Raw genomic sequence first — 17,195 nt, 5'->3', positions numbered from 1 at the left:
TACATCCCTCTATATTTCGGTTATATTAACCAAATAATTGCCGGCTATATCTGGTTGAAAGACATAGTACCTTCGGAATTTTAATATTTTAAGATATTAACAATAAAAAAATAAAGATTTACTATTCTGAAAATTATATCGGGGATTTTTGGTGAAAAGATTATTAAAAAATGTTAAAATGAGGAAAGTAAGGGATTAAACCCCTTGCTATCCAAATGGCCGTGCCATTGTGGATTTAGAGCATAATAATCCACCCTAACGGTTCACAGTGTAGCGGGGTGGATTATTTATTTACAGCTCCAAAATAACAAGATGTACAATTCTATGATTTCTTTTTATAAATTTAGAGGGGGACGGGTGACGAATATGTATTTGTTACTATTTTTCGTAGTTGTTATTGTATTAATCATTCTAATTGTTATAAAGAGAAACAATAAAAAGTTAGCCCTAGCTTTAGCTGTTATACTGTTTCTGCTTACTATTGGTGGAATTATGTTTATCAGAGATGTTGTGCAAAATTTTGCCCCATAGTTTCTAACCGAGATCAGAATATAAACAGGAGTATGAAGAATGAAAAGTTCAAATAAAATAGTTGTTGCTGTTAAAGGTGTTATTGTATATGAAGGCAGGGTATTAATAGTTCAACGTACTAAAGAAGATAAAATCGGCGGCGGGACTTGGGAATGTGTTGGTGGAAAAATAGAGTTTGGAGAAGAGTTAGAATCTGCACTCTTACGAGAAATTAAAGAAGAAGTAGGATTATCTGTTACAGTAGAGAAACTTTTATATGCTACTACCTTCAAAACTGATCCAACAAGACAAGTTGTTATTTTGACTTATCTATGTAGTAGCGATAGTAGTAATGCTATTCTTTCTAAGGAACATTCTAGTTTCAAGTGGGCCACTAAAGAACAATTGAGATTACTATTGTCTCCGGAAATAATAACTGATTTTGAGAAAAATAATGTTTTCTCAATAGAAGTTTTGAATTAAAATCACCTCCCTTGAAAAGTGACTGTTTCAATAAGCGGTTCACTTACCGTGGAGAAAAATCATAACAAATCATTCACTAAATAATCTAAGCTAGAACAAATAGTTAAGGGGGAAAACGTTTGATAAGATATCTTATTAGTATAATTAGCTGCCTTCTTCTATTTTTTAGCGGGATGTACAATATAATTACCCATGGTTTTACATTTCCATTTCTTATTCTTTCATTGGGAGGTTTAATTGGCTTTATTGGTAGTTTATTTTTCAAAGTGAAGAAAAAAGAGGCTTAACAACCTTATGGACTGAATCCTTTTCAGTCCTATTTTTTTGCTTATAACTTTTAAGAATTATAGTGAAAAGGATTCTACTTGATCAATAGTATTGCTCAAAACTCCAAAGAATTGAACATAACATAATAGAACTGCTAACTAGGATGAAAATATTATCAATAATCATGTTCATAAATGTGTATGGAATTTTAATGTATTTTGGATATAATTTCAAGCTTATAAATGAATATAGTAAGTTTCTATGTTAGAATTAGTTAGTAGTTATTCTGGAGATACTTCTCCAGAAATAAAGGAGCGAATTAAATTGGGTTTTGGACAACATCAAAGTTTTTATCTTAGAACATATTGGTTAAGAAAAGCTATACAGCAATTAGATAATAATAGATTTTTTTATGAGAAAGATGCATCAGAATTAATTGGGTTAGGAACAAATATGGTTAAATCGTTGAAACATTGGATTGAGGCAACGGATATTTGTGAAACTGATAAAAGGGATAGTGATAATAAAGTAATTCACACTATCTCACCATTTGGGCAAATTTTTAATGCGTATGATCCTTATATAGAGATTAATGATACTATTAGCATCATTCACTATCACATTGTGGACAGTAAAGAGCCATCAACTACTTGGTATTGGTTCTTTAATGAATATGAAAAAAATTCTTTTGTAAAAGAAGAGGCTATCAAGGATCTTATTACATGGATAAATAAGAATTACGATTCGAAGAATTCGACGGATACATTAGAACGCGATATCGATTGTCTAATTAAACAGTATTATTCCAAAAACAAATCAGATGATCCGGAGGAAGTCATTCAAAGTCCTCTTGCAGCATTAAATCTAATAGAAGAAGTAGATGGTAGGATTTATAAAAAAAATCCTAAATTTGAAGATATCGGTTTAACAGCATTAATGTACGTGTTATTGAAATATGGTCAATCAGAAATATCAATAGATGAGATTGAAACGAGTAAAAATCTATGGGGGAAGGTATTTAATTTACAAAGAAGTGAGATTGTAAGGGCAATTGAACAACTTGTAAATGCAACTAAGTATCCGCTTGTATTTGATAGGACGAATAGATTGGATTTAGTTAGAGTTACTCTTGCTAATCCTATTGAATTTTTAAAAGAAGAATATGTTAGAAAAGAAAGGGCATTAAGATGATAAGTACACAGAGTAAATTCAAATCAAGTGTTAATATAAAGCTCGATTTAGGTAGTGAATGGATAGCAGAAAGGTATATTCCAACTCCTACTCATTCAGAGAGTCTCTCAGGAGTTTTAGAAGGCTTTTTAGATAAAGGAAACAAGTCTCATATATTAATAGGCTCATATGGTTCAGGGAAATCTATGGTAGGAACTTTAATTGCAAATGTAGTATCCAAAAGTATTGAACAGGATACCTTTAATGAATTAGTTAGTAAATTTGATAAAGTAACTACTAAAGAGGCAGCTGTTGGCCATTTATTTAATCAAGTAAGGAACTTAGAAAAAAGATATATACCTGTAGTGATAAATGGAAATCAAGGAAACTTTCGTGAAGCAATAATTTCATCTATACACAAGACAATTATTAAATATGGATTTGACTTCTCTATACCTTCTTACGTTGATGAAATAAAAAACAAAATTTCCTTATGGGAAGAACAATATCATGACACTTATGTTCAGTTTAAGAATTATTTAAATACAAACAATTGGACTATAGAAAGCTTCATTCGAGATATTGATGAACATGAACCTGAGACAGTTGATTGGTTTAAAAAGACTTACCCTGTATTAACAGCAGGCGCTGAGTTAAGCCTCTCTTATAATCTTGACTTAACTGAGCATTTAACAAATATCTTAGATGAGCTTGATAAAAAGAACTTAGGAATATATTTAGTATATGATGAATTCGGGAGATTTCTTCAAAGTTTGGATAAATATGAAACGGTTGAAGCCATGCAAGACATTCAGGATATAGCAGAAGTAGCTGACCATCATCAAAGTGCAAACTTTATTATTCTTTTAATAACTCATAGAAACTTAAATCAGTATTTCCTTAGTTATGGAGAGGATTTACAAAATGAATTTAAAAGAATTCAGGGACGCTTTAAGATCTATCATACTCATAGTGATCCAGCAACATTTATTAGACTTGCCAGTCAAGTTACATCGAATTATAGGAATAATTGGAATCAAGAATATAGATTTGAAAATGAAATAATAAAATATGATTTATTTCCAGAATTAAATGGAAGAGAGAAGAAGACAATAGTAGTCGAGAACTCCTTTCCTTTACATCCCGTTACAGTTTATACCCTTCCGCGTCTAGCTAATGCTGTAGCTCAAAATGAAAGAACATTATTTACGTTCTTAGAAAGTAATGAAAAAGGTGGACTAGCAAATTATTTTCACACAGAAAAAGCATGGTATCTTGTAAGTAGTTTATTTGATTACTTTGAACCTGCATTTCAAGAATTTATGAGTGATTCCTTAGTTGGAAATGCATACCTAAAATATTTGAGAGTGAAAAAAAGAGTAGAGAATACAGCTTCTGCACAAAGTGAGTTACAGCTACTAAAACTATTCACACTGTGGGATATTGCAAACCTAAGTAATAAAAGAAAATTAACCAATGAATTTATATCATTTGCGCTTAATTGGGAGTTAAATAAAGTTAATAAAATAATTGAAATACTTGAGAATAAAAAACTTTTAAGGTACAGACTATTCGATGAGAATTGGGAAGTATTTGAAGGCAGTTCTATTGATTTAAATGCGAAAATAACTGACAGAAAACTCTTAGGTATAAATAAACTTGATAGTATAAACATTATTAGTAAAGTCTTAGATACAAAATATGCTTATCCCAAAAGATATAATGATGAAAAAAATATGATTAGGTTTGCAGCTATAAAGCCTATTTATGCAAATGACCTCTATGATACAGAATTACAATCTATCAATCAAGATTCTAATTCAGATCTTAAAATTTTGTATGTTATACCTGAAAAGGATTCAGCTATTGAAGAAATAAGAAGTCAAATAGTTAAATTAAGCAATGGACACTCTCGTATAATATTTGCTTTACCCAAGAAGCCTCTCAATAATTTTGATGAGGAAATTTTAGAATTATCTTCAGTGGAGAAACTATTAGAGGATAAATATTTATTGAATGAGGATCCAATTGTTGAAGAAGAGTTGCTAAAGATTAGAGAAAATAAAATCCATAGATTAAGGCAGCTTCTTGAGCCAATAACACATTATAAAGGGTCTTTCTGGATTCACGAAGGAATCAACATAAACGTCAGAAGTAGAATAGCTCTAAGTGAACAGTTGTCACAGATTGCATTTAAGTATTATGGTCATACTCCAATAATAAATAATGAGTCGTTTAATAGAAGGAATATTTCAAAGCAACAGTTAAACGCTGCAAAAGAAGTCATCGACGCTATTATTAGTGGTGAGAGTAATTACAAGTTTAAGGGTCCGGCCAAGTTAATATATGCCTCTGTTGTAAAAAATAATAATATAAATGGTCAGAATGAAAGCCAAGAAATAACATTGTTACGCCAAAAAATAATGAACGAGATAAAATCAGAAAGTGGGAACTTTTTAACACTAATAAAGATCTTTAAAGGCAAAGATTTCGGAATTAGGGAACCCAATATTCCTGTATTACTGACAGCTATCTTAAAAAATGAATGGAAATATATAATGTTTTACCATAAAGACGGTTCATATATTAATGATGTAAATGGTGATATTCTATATGATAGAATGTTAGATAAACCAGAAAATTATACTTTTAGTCATCAAAAATTAGATAATAAGTATAAAAATATAATAGATGTAATAGATGAATGTTTTGAATCATATAGAACAGAGCTAGATTCCTCTTACCATCCAAGTGTACGATTAAACAGAATGCTATTAAGGTGGCTAAATAGCCTCCCAAAGATAGCTCAGAAGACAAACAGTTTATCAACAAATGCCAATATTTTTAAAAAGCTCATTACAAAGGGCGAGTTTGAACCAGATACTGCATTAAAGGAACTATTAAACTTAAAACTTAATGTAGAAATGGTAAACAAAATTAAGCAAGAGTATGAAGAGTACTCTCAAAATCATAAAAAGCAAATTGAAAATATAGTTTTTGAATTAACAAATACCAATTCCTTTGAAGAATTATTTGATTACATCCAAAATCAAAACGAGATATTAAAAGTTGATAATAAGTTATTTAACTTGATTTTATCGACTGATGAAAATAATTGGATAAATAAATTGTCAAGCGAATTAGTAGGTGTAAATAGGGAAGATTGGTCTGATGCGACTAGTGAAGTATTCTTTAAAACAGTCAAATCACTCTTAGAAATAAATATTGAAAGCCTTAAAGATGAATATCATGAAGTAAAAGTTGATTCAAAGACCTTAGCAATCCCTAAACGAGAACTATCTCCAAAGGGTAATATTATTTATTCTAATGTAAAAACAGATCTTGAGTTAATGGCAAGAAAACTACCAAAAGAAGAAATAACTGCACTGCTATATAAGTTATTGGTAGATTACTATGAAGAAAACAAATAAAAAGGATGATAGGAATGTATGGTAGAGAACCGATATATATTGCCATGTTTAGCGGTGGTGCTGCAAGTGCTTATGTTGCGTATTTAATGGTACAAAAACATGGTGAGGAAAAATCACAGTTATTTTTTACTGATACTCTTTGGGAACATAAAGATAATAAACGTTTCATGGTGGAAGTAGCAGAAAAAATTGGGATAGATATAAAGACTGTTAGAGATGGGAGAACACCAGAAGAGGTATTTGAGGATACACGTTTTCTTGGGAACTCAAGACTCGCAAAATGCTCATCTGATCTAAAAGTACACCAAACAATGGTCTATCTTGAAGAGCTGCGAGATAATGGATTTGAACCAATACTTTACTTTGGAATTGGTAAACATGAGAAACGGAGACGAGAAGGGATTGAGGCATTATATAATCACTTCCTACTTCCTCGTAATGGAGAGGAACAACCAGTAAAAACGGTATTCCCACTTTATGAAAGTAATATATCAGATGATGAAATAAAAAATATTATTACAAAAGACTGGAATATAAGACTTCCAGAAATGTATTATTTAGGGTTTTCTCACGCAAACTGTGGTGGCAGATGTGTTAGAGGTGGATTCAATCATTATAAGCATTTATATGAAACTTGGCCAAGTGTTTATATTGAACAAGAAGAAATGGAAAGTAGATTAAGAGAGCAACTGGGCGATGTTACTATCCTTAAAAGAAATGGAAAGCCATTTACCTTACAGGAATATCGCAAAGAGTTGGATAAAGACTCTGAAATTGCAAAAAAGTTAGTTGAAGAAAATGATGTACCCTGCGTTTGTCACTATGCCTAACATTAGTCTAGAGAGCTTGGATGTAAAATTCCAAGCTCTTTTATATTTGGCTATTTAATTCATGGTGTAATAGACCCAATTATTAAAGTATAATTGAATTAGGGAAAATTTGTAACATGAAAAAGGAGGGATAAAAAGGATGAGCGCAATAAGATCGAATTGGGTTAATTTTTTAAGACAATATGGTCCTATTCCTCAAAATGACAATATGTATGATGAAACTATACAGTCAATTTTGAGGAAAAATAAAGTTACACCAATTAGAATTGATATGGAATATCTTGAGGAACTAGTTGAAAATTTTAAAAGTGTAAATCCTTATTCAGTGATATTGACTGGTACAGCGGGAGATGGCAAAACCTATTACTGTCGTGAAATTTGGAAAAGACTTGGTGGGTCTGAAGTTAAGTGGGCGGAAAATAATAAGATAGAAGAGTTAGTAGTTAATGATTACAAAGTAATATTTATAAAGGATTTAAGTGAGTTATTGGAAGATGAAAGAGAAATCCTGTCTACAATGGCTGATTCGATTATGGGTATGGAAAATAGAACAGTATTTTTAGTAGCTGCTAATGATGGTCAGTTGCTTGAAACGTGGAAGATGGTTAATCAAACCTATAATGTTATAGATACGAAAAAATGTATTGAGGACCTTTTAGTAGATGGGAAAAAAGAGCAAACAGGCTTTTTAATAAAATTATACAATTTAAGTAAAACTAATTCAGCAAACCTTCTTCCAAAGATAATTACAGAGGTATTAAATAATTCCGGCTGGGAAGAATGTACCAATTGCCCACTTAATAATTCAAATGAAACCCTTTGTCCAATAATTGAAAACAAGAAGAGATTAGAAGAAGAAAATAGCTTAATAACGAAGCGGTTAGTAGACTTATTAACTTTATGTGAAATAAATGAGATACATATGCCACTAAGGCAATTACTACTCTTAGTTTCAAATATGTTACTAGGACATCCAGATGTTAGGGATAAATTATTAAAGTGTAGCGATATCCCAAAAATAAATGAAAACAATACAACTTACCTAGCTAGTATTTACCGTAATATATTCGGAGAAAACCTGTCTGAGAGAAAGAGAAACTCCACAGATATATTTGTAACACTGAATAAATTCGGTATAGGATCAGAAACGAATACGCTTGTAGATAATATACTGATATTTGGAGAAGATGATCAGGAGTATTATGAACTTTACGAACAACTTGTTCTATTAGATCAACAATACGGAGCTGATAAGGTATTTATTTCAGAGAAAAAGGCGTACTTAGAAGGCGATGTTGAAGACAAAGATAATTTTCTAGAAATGCTAAAATCTCAACGGCAAAGATTATTTTTTGTAATTCCTGAGAAGCTAGTAGATAGATTAAAATTGTGGAATTTAACAACATTTCAATATGCAGGAGAATTCCTAGACCAAGTTTACCGAGTATTAAAAGAAAATCAGAGGGTGAAGCCTCAATACCTTACCCGATTAGTAAGAGGTTTAAACAGAATTACCACTGGTTTATTAGTGCAAAACAATGATCAATTAATCTTGTCTACTTCCGGCAATTACTCTCAAGCCAAAATTAGTAGGGTCTTGGAGGAAATGGTTTCTGTTTCTCCAAAAAGAGGCGAATATATCAAGTTTGATATGGGAGAAGACAAGCAAAGATTAAATTTGGTTGTAAGTTTTGCGAGTGACTTAGAGCCTGTGAGACTTAACTTACAATTAGTAAGGTATGAGTTTATTTCTAGAGTGGCAGAAGGAGCATTACCCGGTAGTTTTTCAAGAGAATGCTACGAGGATATCTTAGCATTTAAGAGTAGATTATTAAAAAAATTAGATGATAGAAGAATAGCGGATGGTGAACTTGAAGAGGCGCAAATTTCCCTTAAACTATTAAAAGTAAATGATAAAGGCATAGTTGAGCATAAGACTTTGGAGGTGTTCTAATGCTAAAAACTCTTCCACGAACATCTAACAATATAAAGTCGGATTTTTGGGTAGATGAAGCAATTTGGGGTCATAGATTATACGATGAACAAACACCGTGGCTTTGTTTAATGGAATTCATGGGAGTATTAAACTCAGAGTGCGAAAGAGAAAGAGCATTTATGGAACAAGAGTATAATACGTTGGCATATAGTCCATATACCAGACTTTATTTAAGGAATATACTTTTTAATAATCCTTTTATGGAAATTGTATATCGTGACTATCAAGCAACCAATGATGAACAAAAAGCTTGGAGTGAATGGATAAAATTAGCTGAACAAAATTTCGGAGGAAGTGATTATCCGAATCTGTCTTACTTAAAGGAAAACTTTGATACCTTCGACAAGTTCTACGAAACAGTTAAATTTCTTCAAAGTAATACTATTGAAGGAGAAAATAATAAAAGATGGAGTTCCCAATTTATCTTTCCATATGGCAAAGAGTGCTTATATGAAGATTTGAGGGTGAATGGGAATAAAGTTCAAAATGATAGAAGGTTCTTTGGAAGAACTGGTGAGCTGTTATACTTAATGCTTTCCCGCTCAACCAAAGGGGAAGAGCTTTTGAGCTTTCTTGAACCAAATATAATCAATTCAAAGTCAATTTATAACAGATTAGCCCAACTATTGCAGCCGAATTATGGAAAGGCTGAAGTGGCAAGAGATTCAACGGGATCCTACCTGCCTTATGAATATTTACCAGAGTACACTAATATGGCTGACGATTGGATAAATATATTTAATAATAAGATTCCGGCATACGATACTATACCACATATAGTAAATATTACGGGCCTGCACATGATTATCTATTTTCTTAATAGATCAAAAGATGTTCTTAATCAGAGCAATAAAACTCAGTTTATTTTAGAAATATTGGCACCTAAAAAAACAATTATTAGGGATCTCGCATCAGATTCCTATATTAACAATAATAACCTTTCTAGACAAGCTTTAGAGCATTATATAAGAAGCATTAAAGAAACAGAGGAATGGAAAAACCTACAAACCTTTCCTGATCCATTTTTTGAAGCGCAAAAGTTATTAAATAGACATTTTTTATGGCCATCAAATAATGATGATTTATTATCGGAAAATATCGAATCATTGGTAGAAGAGTTAGTGGAAAAAGCAATTGCAAGACATAAACAACACGTTAACAACTTCCATAGGGTGTGGGGAAGAGAAATAGGATTTTCCTCAAGTAGAAATAGTCAACGAATTAGGTATGCACCAACAGACAGTCTCTTAAAAACGTTAGTATTAGCAAATGTACCTGAAAGAATGGAGTTCCAAGACTTTCTGAAAAGGCTTTTTGAAAAGTATGGATTTATCATTGGCGATAAAGAGGCAACAGAGGTTATTAATTCAGGGCAAGCTGATCAAGAAGCTTTCTCGGATAATTCACAAAGGTTAGAACAAAGGCTTTCTAGTATGGGATTACTAAGAAGGTTGTCTGATGCTTGTGCATATGTAGAGAATCCTTTTGCAAAGGATGGTGTATGATGAATCATTTAGAGTTAATTGGAAAAGTAGCCGTTGAATATTTAAAATCTAATATAGAGAGTGAATCCTCTGATGGAACTGCTAGATTTTTATTGGATAGATTGTCCGGTCCGCAGGTATCTGAGATATGTAAAGAAATCTTAAATGATAATTATCTTAAAGACATAATTGATATAAAAATACCGCTAGAACTAGTGGTTGGTAACGATTTACCTGATAGTATTATTACTAGAGAAAGAACGACTAGGTTGCGACATACCCATACTGATAAACCAGTACTGCTGTTGGCAAATAATAACGACGATCAAGGCCAATCGTTAAGAAATATTTATACTATAGGAGCTAATGATTTAAAAGTAAATACTAACCTTTGGATAAAAGTGGTATCGGGTGATTTACCCTCTATAAACGGAAGTGATAGGTTACTAAATATATGGGGAAAAGCCTTAACAGGATTACTTAGTATTAACGATTGTAGCTTAGAAATGTTTAGTAAGTTTATTGTAAGTACCAGAAAAAGTATAGATGAAGATGGGACTTCTCTTATAGAGGCGTTAGGTTGGGCATTACCCGCTTTAAAAATTCCAAGAGATTCCGGTTGTTTCTATAGTATCCCTGACAATCGTTTAACTTATAAAAATAAGTGGGCAGCAGCATTTAAAGAATTAAAAGAAAAGAGAAGTTATTTTCTTCATAAGTTAACCCCGTCTAGAGATGTAATAGAAAATGATCAACTTAAAAATTCCTTTGAAGATGCTAAAGAATACATTCCTGAAGATATACATCCTGCCATATTAAAGTTCATAGAATCTAAGCCCGGATGGAATGAAGAATCTGAGGCTTTAGCAAACTATGAATGGGAACAAGACCATATTGGTACTTTTTTCTCAGGTATAAAAATCTCCAAAAAAACAACTTTAGCCGAGGAAACTAAGGAATTCTTAGAGGATGAGTATTCAGATTTAATTACTGAAGAAGATGAGAGTTATCTAGAGCTATTGGATAAGAGAAAAGCAAGGGAACCAAATGAGGAAGATATAGCATTCTATGAAAAGCAGAGATATCAAATTGAAAACAATAAGAAGTTAAAGGCCAAGTGGGATAAGTTTATTTATGGGAAGCCTATTGAGTGTAGTGACTTCTTAGTTGGGTTTATGCAAGCAATAGAAAGGCTTTTTGCACAATCAGAAGCTTCAAGTGGGAAAAAGGTAATTAAAATCAAAACACAAAAGAGGGATTCAAGAAGTGCTTGGCTAAATATAAATACCGATTTAGGCTTGTATTTTTGTACTAGATATAAGGGGTTAGAGAAGTTAACAAAACCTTTTATAGAATGGGATACTTGTTATCTTTTCGAATACGATAACTTTATAGAAGAGGAAAAGAAAAGGGCAAAAGCGAAAGGAAACCCTTTTAAGCCAAATAACTCCATATCAAAAGGTTCAAGGCAAATTAAATTTTATTTTGAACTATTCTATCAAGATGAACACGGCATAGAACAAGACTGTAAAGTTCAATTGGTTTGGGAAGGTGCAACAAATGCAATTGGGATGGAGCTATTTAATGATTTGAGAAGATTAAAAGAAAATCCTTTTCAACATACGAGTGTAGCAAAAAACCCAATAAGTAAAAAAGGAAAGTTACAAGGAATATCTCTAAACGATATCTATACCTTGCAGGCAGTATATAGGCAAGATAGAGGTTCTCTTGTAGGAGTGTATGAGGTAGATAAAGATATATCAAAGCAGTTCCTTCAGGAATTAGAAAGTTCTAGAGCTGAGGGGAGAGTTAATGAAGCCGGTTATCAGGAAATACTAACCTCTTGGGAGAAGTTTTCTAAAGAGTACACTAATGCTCTCAACCATTGGGTAGAAGAAGGCTTAATAAATGAGTCGCACACTCAACAGTCAATACTATATGGAGAATTATTAAGTAAAATTGCCAAATATGCAAAAGGAGACATTAACCGGATTAATCTCTGGTATCCAATTATTAAATTAGGAGTGGTAGAGGTAAGAGACACGAAACCTTTAGCAATTATACCTCCTTGGAACCCTTTCAGGATGTCTGCTCTTGCGACGAAAATGCAACAAATTAACAATATAATTATTTACTTATTATCATCAAAAGAAATAGACTTTGGAGATTCAAAGCTTTTCTTCAATGAACTCATAAATGATATTGAGCATTCTTATTATCCAGAGATTTGCTTAGGGTTTAATGGGGAAGAAATCCCTGAATTACTATCAATTACAGATTCTCTTTATGATTATAGTCTAATGGAAATGCCAATTGTTAAGGTAACTGATCAAGAAACAAATGAAGATCCAAGAGATGCAAGTGAAAAGCTAACTGGTTTATTAGAGCGATATCTTGAATTGCAACCCCATGAGGGTGCAAACTTAGGCGTCGTATTATACAATTCCGACTCTACAAGATTACCACTCTCAATTGTGGACTCTATCTCGAAATTAAATAGTAAAAATGACAATATAAGGTGTCAAGTGGTATTAAGACATAGAGATACAAATAAACTAAATCAGATATATTCAAAGATGGTTGAAGGATCTGATTCTGACCCTGATATGTTTGTTGCAAGTGAAGTAACAAATGACTTTATGGCAAAGCTTCGTATAGGAGTAATGGCACATCAATCTTCTGTTTCAGAAAAAGAGGAAGGTAAACCTTACGATATAGTGTTTTTACAGGATGTAATATCCAGACAATCTAATTTTGAGTGGACTAAAGTAGAGACAACTTATAATCCAAGTAATCTAGAGTTATTTCCGGCTAGATGGTCACGACGTCGGCCATCAGCAAAAGATGAATTAAAATCTACTACTTATCTAGTATGCCCTAGTCAGCTAGCCGAGGGATGGCAGTATTTAAGTTTTATTAGAAGTATATCTGAAAGTGTGGATGAAGAATCAGAAGGGTACTTTTTACCAGCAAGGCAAATTACCTTTCAAAACAGTGAAACTAAAAATGTGTTTGAAGAGTCTCATAAACTTGGCGAGTGGGTAGCAAATTATGATGAGCTACTAGATAGAAGACTTTTAAAAAGCCAAGGCGTCAATGTAATAAAATACCAACATAATAAGACTAATGGTCCAAACCTAGTTGTTTCTACAACAACATCTCTTAAACTCTTAAAAATAATATTAAAAAGAAAATTTAAGGCATTAAATTTAGGTATCAATGATGAAGATATCGATTGGTTAACCGACTTTTTTATAAATGAAGCTAATGAGTTATCAGGTGATATTGTTTTAAGAGCAGCAAAAATAGGACGATATGCCAGTGAGTTAATGGGGGTAGTCCTTAGTAAGTTAATTACCAAAGAAGAGGTTGAAGAAGAGGAAAGCATTGGGTGGTATTTTCTTGATGACTATGCAAGCTGGTTAGGCAAAAAAGAAGAGCAGATTGCCGACATACTTGCTCTTAGTCCATTTGAGAAGGATGGGAAATACTACTTAAAACTGATGGTTACGGAGGCCAAGTTTGTAGATATTAAAAACCTATCGAATTCCAAGAAAACCTCAAAAAAACAACTTATAGATACAGTCTTGAGAATAAATGAGGCATTATTCGGTGTACCTAGTCGCCTTGATAGAGACTTATGGTTGTCCAAAATAAGTGATTTACTTGTAGAAGGGACAATTTTTATGCAAAACTCTACAATATCTATTGAAAAATGGAGAGAATTAATTAGAACAGGTAAAGTAGAAATAGAAATAAAAGGATACTCACATGTTTTTGTACCAACAAGTGATGGCACAGATACTATAGAGAGTGAGCAAGTAAAAATAACTGATATAGAAAACTGTTACCAAGAAGTATATTCAAGGGAGTCTGTAAGGGGATTAATTCTATCACTCTTAGAAAAGAAACCGTTATTTACAGTAAGGTCGCAATTTTCAAATGAAGTAACATGGAAGAAATTCAGTCCTTCATTACCTACGGACAATCAGAATTCTGAACAAAGTCAGTTAAGTGAAACACAAGAAGTAACTGACCATACGATCAGTAGTAAGAATAATGATACAAATGAAGGTAAAGAAGAAAGCAATCCAAGTAACAAAGAAGAAGAACAGCAACAACCTATTGTTACCAAGACTAAGCTTACTGGAGAAAGTAGCAACAGCCTTCAGGGTTGGATAGTTAACAATACCAATGAAGAAAATCATAGTTTATCGGATCAAGAATGGTTAACTAATGTAGTTAATTCTTTAAAATCAGCATTGGCAACCTATAACCTGCAAGGGAAGGTTTTGGAATCTAGATTAACACCAAATGCTGCTATTATTAAGTTGAAAGGCTCTGATCGATTAAGAGTAGAGGATATTGAAAAAAAGAAATCACAACTTTTAACCACACACGCTTTAAATATTATTAATGTACTACCCCAGCCCGGTGAAATAGTTGTGTTTGTAGAAAGACCAGAAAGAGAAACTATATCATTAGCGAATGTTTGGAATAAAAGAAGCTTGAAAAATGATGTACACGATACCAATTTAAATTTTGTTATGGGTATAAAAGAAGTTGATGGAGAGTTGCTCTATTTAAATCTAGGTGGACCATTTGGTGGCCTAGAACAACACGCCCCTCATACGCTAATTGCAGGGGAAACAGGTAGTGGTAAATCGGTATTAATCCAAACGTTGATACTTGATATATGCGCCACAAACTCAGTTAAAACAGCTAAGATATACCTGATTGACCCGAAATACGGAGTTGATTATCAGAATCTTGAAGAACTACCGCATTTAAGTGAAGGCATTGTTATAGATCAGCAGCGAGCATCAGAAATTTTAGAAGAGCTTGTAAATGAGATGGAAAATAGGTATTTGAGGTTTAGAGAATATAAAGTACCAAACCTTAAAGAATACAACGAAAAAGTCCCTGAAGAGTCAAAATTACCTTTCATTTTTCTTATTCATGATGAGTTCGCAGATTGGATGTTAATTGATGAGTATAAGAGTACTGTGTCTTCAACAGTCCAAAGGTTAGGGGTAAAAGCAAGAGCAGCAGGAATTCATCTAATATTCGCTGCACAAAGACCAGATAAAGATGCGCTACCAATGCAACTAAGAGATAATTTAGGGAATAGACTTATATTGAAAGTTGGAAGTTCAGGTACATCTGAGATTGCATTAGGGGAAAAAGGTGCTGAGAATTTATTAGGAAAAGGACATTTAGCAGCTAGATTGTCAGGAGAACCAAATTTGATTTATGCACAAGTACCTTTTATATCAAGTAACGAAATCTATAATGTAACTCAATTCATTAAAAATAAAGAATAAAAATAAAGAAGATGGCTAAAGTTTATTTGCCATCTTCTTTATTTTTTTCACGTAATTGTCTCCGTTTATTTTCATAATCCTCTTCCGTCGCGTGCTTCCACTGTGCATCAAGAATCAATTCAGACCATTTCGTATCAGAAAGATCAGATTGTTTATATAGCTTTAATAACATGTATTTTAATTGGTGTTCTGTGTATAATCCGTCATAGTAATTTAAATATAATTGCTCTAGGCTCTTCTTTAATTTTAACTCCATAAATAACCTCTATTCTATTTCTTTGGCATTGTTGGTTTTACAGTATTCAGATTACTACCAAAGTCATACGGTTGTGAATAAAGTACTTTTCCACAATTTAGGCATTCAACATCACAAACTCTATCGTACAAAATTTTTTCATGGCTTTTTAGAATTCTAGGAGGTTCCTCTATATTCTTAACTGCTAAAATACCACCACATATACAGATCATACTAAATCCACCTTTTCTCTATAGGTAAGATATCTCTTATAATACATTTTACTATAAGATGTTTTATGAAAAAAGTGGACCTAGTACTTCTAACAAGAGAAGTCATTAAGGAGGAAATATTAGAATCACACAACTCAAACTCATCAAACATATCGAAGAAAAATGAAATAATGAGTACAAATGAATAGAAAATATCCACTACAGAAGAATTTATCTTTTAGTAGTGCTGCTAATTGTGATTATGATATTGCTAAATCAAGGGCAGTATGAACAAATGAATTAATAAATGTTTGAAAAATAAAGGTTACTATTATTTATTAAGAAAACACCATTACACTAAAATATATTTAAGAGACAGAGTGCGAAAATAGTTATTATCGCACTCTTATTTTATTCCGTTACATAAATTGTCTGTTATGCAATAAAACCTTTTAACGAAATGCACAAGGTAAAGAGAGTACACTAGAATGGAGAACTTATTAAAATGAAATGCGCATAGGACATATGTTAGGGGAAAATCCAGAATAATTGCTAACAGCGGGATGTACATAAGGTAAAGAGAGTACACCAAAATGGAGAACTTTTTAAGATGAAATGTGCTGACAAGAGAGATCTAAGGGGAAAACCTAGTATGGGATGTTCAAAAGGTAAGAGAGTACACCGAAATGGAGAACTTTTTACGAAGAAATGCACGAAAAAGAGTACTTTATGGATAAAAACCGATTCAACTTCTAGCAGCCAGTGAGTTTTATAAGGCAAGAGAGTACACCAAAATGGAGAACTTTTTAGGAGGAAGTATATACAAAAGCCAGTTATTCATAAGACTAGAATAACTGGCTTATATCGATCTGCTTCTTATTAGCATTGTAAAGAAGGAGTTTACCGTTGGATATTTCATCTATAGCAGCGAATACTATATTGTCTATATTCATTCCGTTGTTATCAACTATTTCGTTTGTTATCTTATTGGTGTTTACTTTCTTTGTTTTCCGAATGACATCATTAACTAGTTCTTCTTTTCTTTTATACAATGCCAAGATCTTTGCATTGTATTTGAACCGACCATTTGCTGTAGGAATTGTATAATAAGCCAACCTCTCCATGTCTTTTACGCTTCCTTCTCTAATAAATACAGGAATAAAGTATTGTTCGTATTTATCTCCTGAATCCTGATAGTATTTAAATAAAAAATCCGGAATGAAGTTTAGATTGTTTGCCAATATGCCAAGAGT

At 32.4% G+C, this 17,195-nt stretch carries 8 protein-coding genes and 1 pseudogene; 7 read left to right on the top strand and 2 right to left on the bottom strand.

What is annotated here, in order from left to right:
- Positions 1-570: 570 nt before the first annotated feature.
- From BMSHG_RS09755 to BMSHG_RS09720, 7 genes are all read left to right on the top strand, one after another.
- The gene (locus BMSHG_RS09755; protein ID WP_019154264.1) at positions 571-993 is read left to right on the top strand and encodes an NUDIX hydrolase; all 423 of its coding nucleotides are present in this window, start codon (positions 571-573) and stop codon (positions 991-993) included.
- Between the two features lie 591 nt (positions 994-1,584).
- Positions 1,585-2,451: a DUF4007 family protein gene (locus BMSHG_RS09745; RefSeq protein ID WP_019154262.1), complete on the top strand. Its 867-nt coding sequence runs from the start codon at positions 1,585-1,587 to the stop codon at positions 2,449-2,451.
- Complete coding sequence (locus tag BMSHG_RS09740; RefSeq protein ID WP_019154261.1) at positions 2,448-5,861, top strand: hypothetical protein; 3,414 nt, start codon at positions 2,448-2,450, stop codon at positions 5,859-5,861. Before BMSHG_RS09745 ends, BMSHG_RS09740 begins: the two co-directional genes overlap by 4 nt.
- Positions 5,862-5,875: 14 nt before the next feature.
- Positions 5,876-6,691, top strand: coding sequence for a phosphoadenosine phosphosulfate reductase domain-containing protein (locus BMSHG_RS09735; protein WP_019154260.1), 816 nt, complete (start codon positions 5,876-5,878; stop codon positions 6,689-6,691).
- Between the two features lie 139 nt (positions 6,692-6,830).
- Positions 6,831-8,645, top strand: coding sequence for a hypothetical protein (locus tag BMSHG_RS09730; protein ID WP_019154259.1), 1,815 nt, complete (start codon positions 6,831-6,833; stop codon positions 8,643-8,645).
- Positions 8,645-10,192 carry a hypothetical protein gene (locus tag BMSHG_RS09725; protein ID WP_019154258.1) on the top strand — a complete coding sequence of 516 codons (1,548 nt, stop codon included), beginning with the start codon at positions 8,645-8,647 and terminating at the stop codon, positions 10,190-10,192. The genes BMSHG_RS09730 and BMSHG_RS09725 overlap by 1 nt, the downstream gene beginning before the upstream one ends.
- The gene (locus BMSHG_RS09720) at positions 10,192-15,495 is read left to right on the top strand and encodes an FtsK/SpoIIIE domain-containing protein (protein ID WP_019154257.1); all 5,304 of its coding nucleotides are present in this window, start codon (positions 10,192-10,194) and stop codon (positions 15,493-15,495) included. Before BMSHG_RS09725 ends, BMSHG_RS09720 begins: the two co-directional genes overlap by 1 nt.
- 22 nt (positions 15,496-15,517) lie before the next feature.
- Here BMSHG_RS09720 and BMSHG_RS09715 read toward each other — a convergent pair whose 3' ends face one another.
- A complete protein-coding gene (locus tag BMSHG_RS09715; RefSeq protein ID WP_019154256.1) occupies positions 15,518-15,751 on the bottom strand; it encodes a hypothetical protein in 234 nt (77 codons plus the stop codon).
- 1,036 nt (positions 15,752-16,787) lie between these two features.
- A pseudogene (locus tag BMSHG_RS09700) lies at positions 16,788-17,195 on the bottom strand (hypothetical protein); the annotation flags it as partial.

Source organism: Robertmurraya massiliosenegalensis JC6 (assembly GCF_000311725.1).
GTDB lineage: Bacteria > Bacillota > Bacilli > Bacillales > Cytobacillaceae > Robertmurraya > Robertmurraya massiliosenegalensis.
This window is presented reverse-complemented; position numbering and strand designations above follow the sequence as displayed.